This is a genomic window from Streptomyces sp. NPDC002403 (assembly GCF_053593015.1).
This window is the reverse complement of the sequence record NZ_JBSFBQ010000035.1, coordinates 1-12,637: the sequence shown is the minus strand read 5'-3', so window position 1 is coordinate 12,637 and position 12,637 is coordinate 1. Positions and strand designations below refer to the sequence as shown.

The following is a 12,637-nucleotide window of genomic DNA, read 5'->3' as shown; positions in this document are numbered from 1 at the left end:
GTACGGGCGTACGGAAGGGGGCACAGGGCCGGAAGACCTGTTACACGGCCGGGCCGGGGAATCGCGCGGGGCGTCAGTCGAAACGCGCGGCCAGGACGACGACGTCCTCCGCGTCCTTGCCGCGGTCGAGTCCGTCCGGCAGGACGGTGCGCAGCACATGGTCGGCCACGGCTCCGGCGTCCTGGCGCACCGCCTTGGGCACGGAGGCGGCCGCGGAGTGGAGCCGGGCGAACGCCCGGTCCGTCGAGTCGCCGGTACGGCGCAGCAGTCCGTCGGTGCAGAAGAGTACGGTCTCTCCGGGCGCCGGGACGATCTCCACGCTGGGCGCCTCCCAGCAGGCGAGCATGCCCAGCGGCGCGGAGACCGAGGTCTCGACGAACTCGGTCCGCCGGTCGCCGATCAGCAGTGGCGGAGTGTGGCCCGCGCCGGCCAGCAGGATCTTGCGCTCGGCCGGCTCGCAGTAGGCGAACAGCGCGGTCGCCGTGCGGGCCGGTTCGGTGAGCCGCAGCAGCAGTTCCAGATCCGAGAGCACAGCGACCGGGTCCTCGCCCTCCATCACCGCGTACGCCCGCAGCCCGGCCCGCAGCCGTCCCATGGCGGCCAGGGCGCTCGGCCCGGAGCCGTTCACCGAGCCCACGGCGAGACCGAGCGCGCCCTCCGGCAGTGCCAGCGCGTCGTACCAGTCGCCGCCGCCCTGCGGCGCCCGGCGGTGGCGGGCGGCCAGCTGGACACCGGCGACCCGGGGCAGCCGGCTGGGCAGCAGTTCCTCCGTGATGGTGGCGACATCGGCCCTGGCCCGCTCCAGCTCCAGCAGCCTGGCCAGGTGTTCACCGGCGTACCCGGTGTAGAGGCCGGCGAGATGGCGCTGGCGTTCCAGTGGTTCGGCGGGTTCGTCGTACAGCCAGACGGCGGCGCCGAGCCTGCCGGTCGCCTCGGCGGTGATCGGTACGGCGTAGCTGGCGGCGTATCCGAGCCGGGCGGCGACTTCGCGGCGGCGGGGGTCCAGGCCGGTGTCGCCGGGCAGGTCGGGGGTGGTCAGCGCTCCTTCGGTGTCCGGGAGCCCTTCCAGGATCCGGCCGTAGGAAGTGGCGGTGCGCGGCACCGTCTCGATCAGTCCGAGCTCGGCGTGGGCGAGCCCGAGGCCGGTGGTGCTGACGGGGCCGCGGCGGTCGGACGGTTCGAGGACGACCAGGCCGCGGCGGGCGCCGACCAGGGTGGCTCCGGCGTCCAGGAACTCATGGAGCGCGTCGTCGAGCGTGCCGGTTCCGGCCAGCCGCTCGGTGAGTTCGTGCAGCGTGGTGAGGTCGGAGACCCAGCCGGCGAGCCGGTCCTGGATGAAGGCTCCCGGGGCGGACGTCACTTCGGGCAGGGACCCGGCAGTGTGATCTGAAACCGGAACTGTGGGATTGATTCCAGCCACTTTCGGCAGGTGTGGGGCGCTCATGGTCGTCGGCTTTCCGACCAGTGCTTTCTGTCGAATAGCATCGCAAACCCCCATGTCATTCTGCGCCGCTATCAGTGCATCCGCATGTACACGTGCACCACATGTACACGCACAAGTGAGGCGATGTCCAGCATTGTCCCCACGGTAAATGTGGTGTCCAAGAGACCGTCAAGTTGGCCAAAAATTGCACCCTGCGACGGGTATTTGCGGTCGACTGGGCGTGCTCGACAGGGGGTGTTCTCGGGGTGAAGTCCTCAAGAGAGCGTCATTTCGGGCATGCTGGGTACGTAATCGATGAAGGCCGGGGGCAGTTCTGATCGCCCCGGAACCCGGCAGGCGGCCCGGACGTCCTCTCTTGTGACGGCCGCACCCCCACCCCTGAGTGGCGGGGATTGCACCTCGGGACGGCAGGCGCGATCCCTGCGCCGCTCCCCGCCATGCTGGTCCGGACCTGCTCGTCCGGACCCGTCTCGCACCGCTCGACCCGGCCAGGCCCATGCTCGGTACCGACGACCCACCCGTACCGCAGACTTGAAGAGCATGTACGCACAGTGAAGTGATGCACACGTACAGCAACTCACACGTGGTGTGATGTGGACCCTCGGCGTTCAACGGAAAGGAACGAGCGCTCATGCGCGAGATCCTCGGAAGGCGACGCAGGCTCCGGTTCCGGCGCAGGGGAAGGCCCGCTCGGCTCGATGCGGCCCTGACCTGTGCCACCGCATGGCAGTGGCCCGTGCTTCCCGGAGTGGGATCGGAGGCGGCCGGAGGCCGCGGGGGCCGCGGCCGTGGCTGCGCCTGTCCCGATCCCGAGTGCGCCGTGCCCGGCGCACACCCCTTCGACCCCGGTCTCCTCGCGGCGACCACCGACGAGCGCATGGTGCGCTGGTGGTGGGCCAACCGGCCCACCGCCCCGATCCTCCTGGCCACCGGCGGGCGTGCCCCGTGCGCGCTGAGCCTGCCGGCCGTGGCCGCCGCCCGGGCGCTCGTCGAGCTGGACCGGATGGGCGTACGGCTCGGACCCGTGGTGGCGACGCCCACCCGGTGGTCCCTGCTGGTCGCCCCGTACGACCTCGAACGGCTCGGTGAGCTGCTGTACGCCCAGGACTGGGTGCCCAGTTCGTTGCGTTTCCACGGCGAGGGCGGCTATCTCGTCCTTCCGCCGTCCGAGGTGGGGGCGGGGCAGGTGCGCTGGGAGCGGGCTCCTTCGCCGGAGCCCGGGCCGCGTCCGCGCGGAAGGGGCCCGGCTGCGGTGCCCACCGCGCCATGGCTGCCGGATGTGGGCGCGGTACTGGAAGCGCTGGTCGAGGCGAGCAGCGGCGCCCCGGACGGCGGCAGCCGGCTGGCGTACTGACGGCGCGGTGGTCGGTGATGGCGGGCGCGCATCGTGCCCGCCATCGGAGTAATGGGATGAGCCGTCCGGCCCCGCATTCCACCGGAATGTCCGGCGGACCGTCAGAAACGCATGCGAAGCCGACGGGCGGGGCCGCGTGATGGGCCGGGTGATCGATATCCGGCGTTCGTTATCCGGGTGGCGGGTACGGGCTTCGGCTGTGATCCGGATGTGATCCTTATGTGATCCCGGCCCATGTCGCGCAATGCAAAGCCTGCCGCTGCAAAGTCCGGCGGCGTAAGGCTTTCTGATGGCCTTTCCGGAGTGCCCGGGACGGGTTTATCGAATATGTATTCGAGTGGGTTCGGGGCGGGATATTCCGTGGAGATCTTCCGGATTCCGGCATCTGTCCGGGGCCGGTCGGGCCCCGCCCCGGCTCGCCGGCGCGGCGGGCGTAGGGGCTCCGGTGGTGGTCGGGGGCCATATGAAGGTGCCGGTGGCGGCGGGGCGGTCACCGGCCCGCAGTGCTCGATGAGGCGGGGGCGTACCGGCGAGGGGCTCGTGCGCGGGCGCGTGCGCCGCGTTGCGCGCTGTGCGCCGTATCCGGAAATGAGGATGCCCGATCGCTGGCGACGGGGGATGCACCAGCGACCGGGCTTCTAGAACGGTAACAAGAGATCTGCCGTTCGCAAATTCGATCTCGCGTATTCGGACAGGGATTTACCTGCGAGTACCGCGAGTTGTGACGCGAGTCACCCGATGGGTCCGATGGACCCGGGGGTTGTCACGGTCAGCTGAGTGTCACCTGGCGGTTGGTGAGACCGCCGCGGGCCCGCCGTTCCTCCGCGGTGAGCGGTGCGTCCGAGGCGAGTGCCTCGGCCAGCCGCTCCGCGAATTCGGCCGCGGGCTTTTCGCACTCCTCGGCACCCATTCCGCTCGGCAGGTCCCAGACCGGGACCATCAGCCCGTGCGCCCGGAAGGAGCCGACCAGCCTGGTCCCTTCGCCCAGCGAGGAGGTGCCGGCGGCGTGCAGCCGGGCGAGCGCGTCGAGGAGCTGCTCCTCGGCGTGCGGCATGACCCAGCGGAGGTGGTTCTTCTCCGGCGTCTCGCACCAGTAGGCGGCGTCCACACCGGCGAGCCGCGTCGTCGGGATCGCCGCCTCGTTCGCGCGCTCCAGGGAGGCGGACACCTCGGGCGTGGCGTTCTCCGCGTCCGGGACCCAGAACTCGAAGCCGGAGTGGACGACGGGCTCGAACGCCGCGTCGGGGTCGAGCACATCCTGCAGCCGCGGAGCGTCGGCCGGCACGCGCTGCGCCGCCACCGGCGAACCGGGCTCGGCCTCCAGCGCCCGCCGCAGGATGTCCGCGAGGTCCCGGCTGAGGTCACCGGAGGGGGTGTCGTTCTGCAGGGCGAGCAGCACCGAACCGTCGTCGCGGCGCAGCGCCGGCCAGGCCATCGGCAGGACGGTCGCGAGCGTCACCGAGGGCACGCCCTCGGGCAGCCCGCCCTTCAGTGTCAGCTCGACCGTGGCGGCGGGCACCAGTTCGCGCAGCGCGACCCAGTCGCACTCGCCGGCCAGACCCTCGAAGGGGCGGTGGACGAGCTCGGTCACGGCGTGGGCGGCGGCGCGGCCGTGGCATGCCTTGTAGCGGCGGCCCGAACCGCACGGGCAGGGCTCGCGAGCCCCGACCACCGGGATCTCGCCATCCTTGAGTTGCTGCTTCCCGGCCTTGGTCTGAGGGCGCTTCTTGGCCATGGTGGGCTTTCTCCCGTTTGCGACAGTGCGGTCTGGGCCGCGAGCCTAGCCGCCCCTGTCGCGTGTGGGACACACGCGCCCGCACGTCCGGCGGTACGGAGTGCGGAACGCACCGCTCCGTGCGCACACGCCCCGATGTCCCGGCGCTGACCGGTGGCCGATGACCGATGCCCCGACGATGCCGTGACGGTGACCGTGACCGTTGCCCCGCCGCCACCGCTGCCGGTGTCCGTGCCGGAAGGTCAGCTCACGTCGTCGAAGGCGTCCGCGAAGCCGAGCCCGTCGAGCGACACGCCCGCCCCGGACACGCCCGCCCCGGACACGGCCGGTCTCGAAACGGCCGATCTCGAAACGGCCGGCGCGGCCGGTCTGCCCGGCACCCCGGACACCTGCCCGTGCCCCTCGTTGACGAGGACCCAGACGGTCACTTCACCTGACGAGCTGTCGCGCACGCCCCACTCGTCGGCGAGCGCGTTGATGATGTTGAGCCCGCGACCGCCGCGCGCCGTCACCGACGGTGTGGCCGGAACCGGACGGGTCGGACCGCCGCCGTCCGTCACTTCGACCGTCAGCCCGCCCTTCCTGTCGACCCGCCATGCGGCGCGGACATCGCCGTCACCCACATCGGTGTGCCGGCCCAGCGGCCTGCCGTGCCGGCAGGCGTTGCTGAGCAGTTCGGAAAGAATCAGTACTGCATCGTCGACGACCGAATCCGACACCCCGTGGCTGCGCAACTGCTCGCGCATCCGGTGCCGCGCCTGGCCCACGCCCGCAGGGCCATGGGGAACGGCCATGCTCGACGACGTGGGCACTTCCTGTGCCACCACCAACGCCACCCCCGAGACCTCCTTTGCCCCACGCCACGGAGTGGATGCCCTCCTGGACTGGACCGGAAACCGGCCAATGGACTGCCGGTGACGCACTCGTAACGATCGAATACGGTTCGAATGCGCCGGTGTACTCCGTGTAACTGATGTTAAGAGCGTCCCAGTTGTGACAGAACCTGTTTCGGGCGGTTCGTGATGATTGCTTCGACCCCCAGGTCGACGCAGAGCTGGACGTCCTCCGGTTCGTTCACCGTCCAGACATGGACACGGTGCCCCGCGCGGTGCAGCCGTTCGATGTATCCGGGGTGGTTGCGTACGATCCGCATCCCCGGCCCCGCGATCCGCGACCCGGCCGGCAGCCGCCCGTCGCGCAGCCGTGGCGAGACGAACTGCATCAGATACACGGTGGGCAGGGTGGGGGCCGCTGCCTGGACGCGGTGCAGGGAGCGCGCCGAGAAGCTCATGATGCGTACCGGTGACGGGCCGCCGACGGGCGGGGCGTCGAGCTCGAACTGTTTGAGCAGATGCAGCAGCCGCTCCTCCACCTGGCCCGCCCAGCGGGTGGGGTGCTTGGTCTCGATGGCCAGCTGGAGCGGGCGCCCGGCGGCCCGGGTCTCGACGACGAGTTCGAGCAGCCGTTCCAGGGTGAGTACGGAGGTGAGCTCGCCCGGCACCGGATCCCAGTCCGGGGACTCCGACTCCTCGCGGTCCTTCCAGGAGCCGAAGTCGAGGGCGGCGAGCGCGGAGAGCTCCAGGGCGGAGACGGCGCCGCGGCCGTTGGAGGTGCGGTTCACCCGGCGGTCGTGTACGCATACGAGGTGGCCGTCGGCGGTGAGCCGTACGTCGCACTCCAGGGCGTCGGCGCCGTCCTCGATCGCCTTCCGGTACGCGGCCAGGGTGTGCTCGGGGGCGTCGTCGGACGCGCCCCGGTGTGCGACGACCTGGGCCGGACGGTGCGTGGATTGCTGTCGTGCGTGGGTCACCGATTCATCGTGTCACCGCCGGGCGGCCACTGTGCACACGTCGCGGGACGGATCCGCGTACCCCTGCGCCGTGCGTGTGCCGCGTCCGGGCCGGGACTGCGCCGCGTGCTGCGGTGCGTCTTGCACCGGGGGATCGTTTTGCCCGATGTAAAGATTGGTGTGCAGATGCACAGGTCCTGCTTACAGTGGCCTGACGTGCCTTGGGAAAAGCTGTCACCGGACACGTACACAGCGGATCTCTTGCCGAATATTGATGTGGAACCGAGGAGTAAAGAGCTGTGAGCACAGAGAACGAGGGCAACGAGGGCACTGCGGCCGAGGCCGCTCCGTCCGTTCCGTCCGTACCTCCCGTGCCGGCCGACGCTCCTCAGGGGTCCCCCGGGAGCACGCCCGCGCCGGCCCCCGCCCCGGCCGAGGAACCGACGGCCCAGGCCACCACGCCCATGGCCTCCGTCCCGGCGACGCCTCCCCACACTCCGCACGCACCCCAGGCACCCCACGGACCGCAGTCGGCCGCCGAGGCCAACTGGCCGCCGCCTCCCGCAGTGCCCGCGTACGCCTCCCACGGTGCGAGCGGCGGCGGTGGCGGTCCGGTCTGGGGCGCCCCGCCCCCGCCCCAGCCGTACGGTCCCGAGGCCCCGCGACGCAAGCGGGGCATGGGCGGCCTGGTGGCGGCGGTGGCCGCCGCGGCGCTGGTCGCCGGCGGCATCGGCGGCGCCCTCGGCTACTGGGCGGCCGACCGCAACACCTCCGGCTCGACCACGGTCTCGGCCTCCGGCAACCCGCAGGACCTCAAGCGCGATCCCGGCACGGTCGCCGGCGTGGCGGCCAGGGCGCTGCCCAGCGTGGTCACCATCGACGCGCAGGGCGGCGACGGCGAGGGCGGTACGGGCACCGGCTTCGTGTACGACAAGGAGGGCCACATCCTCACCAACAACCACGTGGTGGCCTCCGCGGCGGACAGCGGCCAGCTCACGGCGACGTTCTCCAACGGCAAGAAGTACGGTGCCGAGGTCGTCGGCCGGGCGCAGGGCTACGACGTCGCCGTGCTGAAGCTGAAGAACCCGCCGTCGGGGCTCACCCCGCTGTCCCTCGGCAATTCGGACCAGGTCGCGGTCGGAGATTCCACGATCGCGATCGGCGCCCCGTTCGGCCTGTCCAACACGGTCACCACGGGCATCATCAGCGCGAAGAACCGCCCGGTCGCCTCCGGCGACGGTTCCGGCGGCAGCAACTCGTACATGAGCGCCCTGCAGACCGACGCCTCGATCAACCCGGGCAACTCCGGCGGTCCGCTGCTCGATGCGCGCGGCGCGGTCATCGGCATCAACTCCGCCATCCAGTCGACCGGCAGCAGCGTCGGCCAGACCCAGGCGGGCTCCATCGGCCTGGGCTTCGCGATCCCGATCAACCAGGCGACCAACGTCGCCCAGCAGCTGATCAAGACCGGCAAGCCGGTCTACCCGGTGATCGGCGCCACGGTCACCATGGACGAGAAGACCGGCGGCGCGGTCATCTCCGACCGGGGCGCGGGCGGTACGGAGGCGGTGTCGAAGGACGGCCCCGCGGACCGGGCCGGCCTCAGGGCGGGCGATGTCATCACGAAGTTCAACGACACCGTGATCGACAGCGGCCCGACCCTGATCGGCGAGATCTGGACCCACAAGCCCGGCGACCGCGTGACGCTGACCTACCAGCGCGACGGCCGGACGGCGACGGCCGAGGTCACCCTCGGGGAGCGCAGCGGCGACAACTGACCGGCCCCGATCGGCCACCGCACCCGGTACCGGGAGGGCCCCGCACCCCTGGGCCCTCCCACGCATCCGGACGACGGCCGACTACCGGTACGCTGTAGGCGCTCCGTCACAGGTGGACGGAGCAGGGGTGGGTTGCCCGAGCGGCCTAAGGGAACGGTCTTGAAAACCGTCGTGGCAGCGATGTCACCGTGGGTTCAAATCCCACACCCACCGCAGTGGTTGAGAGCCTCCGACCAGCAGCATCGGTCGGAGGCTCTCGCGTTCCGGGCCGGGGCGGGGGTGTGGAGGCACCCGTCCGGTACCTGGTCGGCGGGATCCCCATCGGCGCTCTGGTCCGGTCGTTCGTGCCGGGAGTGCTCCTGGGGGTGCTGCGCGGCCGTGGCCGAGGGCCGACCCGTCCGAACCGCGGGCCGAGCCGTTCCGCCACGCACCGCAGATGGACGTCCCCGACCGGAAGGCCGGCCGGGGACGTTCCGCTGTGCGTTTCCTGTGTACGGGCGCCGCTGCGGTACGCAAGGTTCCGGACGGACTGGAGGAGATCGGGGGCCCCGTGGAGGTGTGACCCAAGTCCCGTTTATCCGAGGGCCGTTCGCTGACCAGGGGTGCAGCGGTGACGGCCGGTGCGGCCGGTCGATCGGCACGGATCGATACCAGCCATTCACGCCGGTGGCACGGGCTGTGGGTGACGATTTTTGTCGCGGGATGTGGCACCACGTGGCGCCCGTCCTACTAGATTGTCAAAGCACCACGAGACCGATCATGATTTGCGCTCCATCGTTCATCAACTGCCATTTGGTAGTCAGTCACTACGAAGAACCCTGGTGAACACCATGTCCAGGCAGGCTGTCGGACCGCACCACCGCGCACGGCCGGGCTGACAGTGCTGGACGGCCGCGACGTTCGCAGTTGTTCCTGACCTGATCCGGTTGTCCGGGGACCCCCACGTTCCCGGCCGAGAGTATGAGGCACGTTCTGTGAAGGTTCGTACGAGGCGGTCGGCCACCTTGATCTCCGGGGGACTGGCGGCGGTGCTGTTGGCGGGTTGCGGCTCCGAAGACCAGATCTGGCCGTTCGAGAGCAAGGACACGATGGTCGTCGGCATGTCCGACGGCATCCTGGCGACGGATCCGGCCGCGGGGTACGACCCTGGCTCCTGGCTGCTGTTCAACAACGTCTTCCAGTCGCTGCTGAGCTTCCCGCCCGGGGGTTCCATACCGGTGCCGGAGGCCGCCGACGAGTGCGGATTCTCGGACGGCAGCAAGACCTACACCTGCACCCTGCGCGACGGGCTGAAGTTCAGCAACGGCCACAGCCTCACCTCGGCGGACGTCAAGTACTCCTTCGACCGGGCGATCAAGATCAACGACCCGGCGGGCCCCGCGCCGCTGCTCTCCACCATCTCGTCGATCAGCACCCCGGACGACAAGACCGTCGTGTTCCGGCTCAAGGTGCCCGACGCGACTTTTCCCAGCAAGATCGCATCGGGTGCCGGCTCCATCGTGGACCGCCGGGTGTATCCCAAGGACAGTCTGCTCAAGGGCGGCAAAACGGTTGGCTCCGGTCCTTACAAGCTGGACTCCATAGACAAGTCGGAGGCCGAGTTCTCGGTCTACTCCGGCTATCACGGCACCGCCGAGGTGAAGAACTCCGGCGTGACGATGAAGCTTTTCCAGGGTGATCAGCAGGCGCTCAAGTCAGCCCTGGAGAAGGGCGACGTCGATATCGCGTACCGCGGTCTCACCGCCAAGACGATAGCCGCCCTGGACACCTCGCCCACCGCCGAGAAGGACGGCCTCGACGTCGTCCAGGGCAGCAGCGCGGAAGTCCAGCACATGGTCTTCAACGTTTCCGACCCGGTGGTCGGCAAGCTCGCCGTGCGCAAGGCGATGGCCTATCTCGTCGACCGGTACGCCCTGGTCAGCAAGGTCTACCAGTCCACGGCGACCCCGCTCTACTCGATCGTCCCGGTCGGTATCACCGGGCACGGCAACTCCTTCTTCAATACGTACGGGGACAGCCCGCAGCCGCAGAAGGCGAAGGAAGTCCTGAGGGACTCCGGAATCACCGACAAGGTGCGCATCACCCTCTGGTCCACGCCGAGCCGATACGGTCCCGCCACCGACGACGAACTCCAGACCATCGCCGACCAGCTGAACGAGAGCGGGCTCTTCGACGCCAGCATGAGGTCCGTCCCCTTCAACGAGTACGAGAAGGGAATCGCCGAGGGCAAGTACGGCGTCTACGTGAAGGGATGGGTGCCGGACTATCCCGACCCCGACAACTTCACCCAGCCGTTCTTCGGCGACGGAAATGTCCTGTCGAACAATTACGAGAACAACGACATCACCAAGCAGATCATCCCGCAGACCTCGTCCATGACCGACCGGTCGAACACCCGGACGCCGTTCATCAAGCTCCAGGACATCGTGGCGCGTCAGCTGCCGCTCCTGCCGCTCTGGCAGGGCAAGCAGTACGCGGTCGCCAAGGACAACGTCCGGGGCCTGCAGAACTGTCTGGACACCTCGACCGTCTTCCGGTTCTGGGAACTCAGCACCGCCGACTGAGGTGATCACCTGAGGGGTGCGAACACCGTTGCACTGACGGCTCGATCATGTCCTTGCGGACGGCCTTCACGAATTGTGCGATCTCCGCCACGAGCACATCCCAGCCAACCGGCGAGGTCCACACGCCTGGCGCGGAGACGGAGCCGACTCGCCATCCCTCGGCAGGTCCCGCGATCCCGCACCTCGCCCGATTCCGCGCAGGACATCGAGTCGAACTCGAAGTCATCGCGGTCGCCGTCCAGCCAGCCCGCCAGGGCACGCGCTAGTTCAGCCACGGGGAACAATTTCTCCGCCATCACCACGTGGTGACCGCCCCGGATGACCAGGTCGGCCTCAATGTCTACGAGCAGCACCCCAAGAGGCGCCGTTCGGCGAGACGACGACGGGGCCCGCGCCGCTCTCGGCCATGTGCGGACCCCGGTGGCACTGTGCGGTCAGCCGCTGGTGCGGCGCAGGAGGACGAGGTTTTCGGCGGCTTCCGCAATGCCTGCCGCAGCGGCGCGAACGTACCAGTGTTCCGCGCCGACGAGGTCTCCCCGCTCGCGCAGAAGGTTTCCGAGGTTGAACATGGCATCCGAGTGCTGTGCCCCGGCTGCTTTGCGGTACCAGGTCTCCGCCGCCTCCAGGTCACCGCGCTCGTAGGCGAGGAGGCCCAGGGAGAATGCTCCGCCGGGGTGTCCGGCCTCGGCACAGGCTCGACTCCATCGCTCGTTCTCGGTCTGGTCGCCGCGTTCAGCCGCCAGGTAGGCGAGGTTGTACATGGCCGACGCGTCGCCTTCCTCGGCGGCGCGCAGCAGTTGTCCATGGCCGGCGTCGTCGCCTTGACCGATCAGGAACATGGCGTAGTCGTTCGCGGCTCCGGGCACTCCGGCCTCGACGGCGCGCCGGAAGTGGAGCGAGGCCTTCTCTGTGTCACCGAGTGCCTGGTGGAGATCGGCAAGGCGGTAGGCCGCCAGATCGTCGCCCGCCTCCAATGCCTTCGTCCACCATGACAGCGCCTGGGGCGCGTCTCGCGCGAGCAGGCCCAGGTCGCCGAGTTCGAGCATGGCCCGTGCCTCCCCCCGTGCCGCCGCTGCGCGCAGCACCGGCTCAGGCCGGTCAGGTGTGGGAACGGGCGGCTCGGCGGTCACTTCTCCCGTGAGCTGACGCACCTGTCGCCGCTCCGACCACTGGCGGCCTGCCCACAGGGAGATGACTAGAAGCAGAGCCAGGTAGATCGGCCATCCCTGCATGTCGCGGCCCTTCCCCTCAGTAGTGGCTCCCGTGAGGCCACGCGCCGTTGCCCTCATGCTTCCCTTGTCCTACGGATGGCATGTTCCGGCGCAGTGTTCCGCGTGGGCGCGGCCGGTGACACCGTTTGGGCGTCACCAGGACGACGTCATCGAGGGCGGGAGCGAGGGGTTCGTGGCCGGTGACCCGCTTGAAGCGGCACGCGGCGGACGCAACCGGTGGAACGACGTCCCGCCCGCTTCGACGGAGCCGGTCGAGCGCTCGGCCGGCCGGGACACCCCGACGGGCTGCTGGATGTCGAACCTGCCGCCCGGGGCTCCGACCGCCGAGCCGGTGCGGTGGGCGAAGAAGCGCCGGCGCATCGAACACGACTACCGCGAGCCCGAACACGGCCTCGGCCTGGACCACTTCGAAGGCCGCACCTGGCGCGGCCGGCACCGTCACGTCACCCTCGTCACCGCCGCCCGGGCATTCCTCACCCTCAGGCGGCTCGACCCGAAAGTCCACACGCCGGCCTGACCCTGCACCAGGTTCCCGACCTCCTCAAGGACCTGTTGAGGAGTTGGACCGGCACCTGCACCATCTGCGACCGACCCTGCCCCGCAACGGACCCGGACCCAGAACCTGACGAAGCGCTACTAGTCGGTGGTGTGTGTGGGGTAGACCTGGACGTCGGTGTAGGCGCCCTTGATGTCTCCCGCGCCCGCGGGCCACTCCAGGCTCACGGTGTGGGTCTCGTTCGG

9 protein-coding genes, 1 tRNA gene and 1 pseudogene are annotated in these 12,637 nt (G+C 69.8%); 5 read left to right on the top strand and 6 right to left on the bottom strand.

From position 1 onward, the window contains the following. Positions 1-73: 73 nt before the first annotated feature. A complete protein-coding gene (locus ACWCPY_RS29920; protein WP_451270129.1) occupies positions 74-1,444 on the bottom strand; it encodes a PP2C family protein-serine/threonine phosphatase in 1,371 nt (456 codons plus the stop codon). Between the two features lie 631 nt (positions 1,445-2,075). Here ACWCPY_RS29920 and ACWCPY_RS29915 point away from each other — a divergent pair. Further along, a complete protein-coding gene (locus ACWCPY_RS29915) occupies positions 2,076-2,798 on the top strand; it encodes a bifunctional DNA primase/polymerase (protein ID WP_451270127.1) in 723 nt (240 codons plus the stop codon). Positions 2,799-3,567: 769 nt separating this feature from the next. Here ACWCPY_RS29915 and ACWCPY_RS29910 read toward each other — a convergent pair. The 3 genes from ACWCPY_RS29910 to ACWCPY_RS29900 all read right to left on the bottom strand — a co-directional run bounded on the left by ACWCPY_RS29910 (position 3,568) and on the right by ACWCPY_RS29900 (position 6,343). Further along, complete coding sequence (locus ACWCPY_RS29910; protein ID WP_451270125.1) at positions 3,568-4,533, bottom strand: DUF5926 family protein; 966 nt, start codon at positions 4,531-4,533, stop codon at positions 3,568-3,570. A gap of 242 nt (positions 4,534-4,775) precedes the next feature. After that, positions 4,776-5,456, bottom strand: a complete 681-nt coding sequence (locus ACWCPY_RS29905; RefSeq protein ID WP_451270123.1) for an ATP-binding protein — start codon at positions 5,454-5,456, stop codon at positions 4,776-4,778. Positions 5,457-5,509: 53 nt separating this feature from the next. After that, positions 5,510-6,343: a glycerophosphodiester phosphodiesterase gene (locus tag ACWCPY_RS29900; RefSeq protein ID WP_451270121.1), complete on the bottom strand. Its 834-nt coding sequence runs from the start codon at positions 6,341-6,343 to the stop codon at positions 5,510-5,512. Between the two features lie 278 nt (positions 6,344-6,621). Between ACWCPY_RS29900 and ACWCPY_RS29895 the strand changes: the two genes are divergently transcribed. From ACWCPY_RS29895 to ACWCPY_RS29885, 3 genes are all read left to right on the top strand, one after another. Next, the gene (locus ACWCPY_RS29895) at positions 6,622-8,100 is read left to right on the top strand and encodes a S1C family serine protease (RefSeq protein WP_451270119.1); all 1,479 of its coding nucleotides are present in this window, start codon (positions 6,622-6,624) and stop codon (positions 8,098-8,100) included. A 126-nt stretch (positions 8,101-8,226) separates the two neighbouring features. Continuing rightward, a tRNA-Ser gene (locus ACWCPY_RS29890) sits at positions 8,227-8,313 on the top strand. Between the two features lie 761 nt (positions 8,314-9,074). Continuing rightward, positions 9,075-10,664, top strand: coding sequence for an ABC transporter substrate-binding protein (locus ACWCPY_RS29885; RefSeq protein WP_451270117.1), 1,590 nt, complete (start codon positions 9,075-9,077; stop codon positions 10,662-10,664). Positions 10,665-10,669: 5 nt separating this feature from the next. On the opposite strand, the gene ACWCPY_RS29880 is transcribed toward ACWCPY_RS29885, so the two are convergent. Together ACWCPY_RS29880 and ACWCPY_RS29875 are read right to left on the bottom strand one after the other, a co-directional pair. Next, entirely contained in the window at positions 10,670-10,960 is a 291-nt protein-coding gene (locus ACWCPY_RS29880) for a hypothetical protein (RefSeq protein ID WP_451270230.1), read from the bottom strand. A gap of 138 nt (positions 10,961-11,098) precedes the next feature. Continuing rightward, positions 11,099-11,710, bottom strand: coding sequence for a tetratricopeptide repeat protein (locus ACWCPY_RS29875; protein ID WP_451270116.1), 612 nt, complete (start codon positions 11,708-11,710; stop codon positions 11,099-11,101). A 388-nt stretch (positions 11,711-12,098) separates the two neighbouring features. On the opposite strand from ACWCPY_RS29875, the pseudogene ACWCPY_RS29870 reads away from it, so the two are divergent. Beyond that, positions 12,099-12,413 (top strand): annotated as a pseudogene (locus ACWCPY_RS29870) (IS701 family transposase); the annotation flags it as partial. Positions 12,414-12,637: the final 224 nt, after the last annotated feature.

Excerpts from the sequence above, each read along its gene's own strand:
- ACWCPY_RS29910 (WP_451270125.1), bottom strand. The coding sequence starts at position 4,533 with ATGGCCAAGAAGCGCCCTCAGACCAAGGCCGGGAAGCAGCAACTCAAG.
- ACWCPY_RS29915 (WP_451270127.1), top strand. The coding sequence starts at position 2,076 with ATGCGCGAGATCCTCGGAAGGCGACGCAGGCTCCGGTTCCGGCGCAGG.
- ACWCPY_RS29880 (WP_451270230.1), bottom strand. The coding sequence starts at position 10,960 with ATGGCGGAGAAATTGTTCCCCGTGGCTGAACTAGCGCGTGCCCTGGCG.
- ACWCPY_RS29920 (WP_451270129.1), bottom strand. The coding sequence starts at position 1,444 with ATGAGCGCCCCACACCTGCCGAAAGTGGCTGGAATCAATCCCACAGTT.
- ACWCPY_RS29875 (WP_451270116.1), bottom strand. The coding sequence starts at position 11,710 with ATGCTCGAACTCGGCGACCTGGGCCTGCTCGCGCGAGACGCGCCCCAG.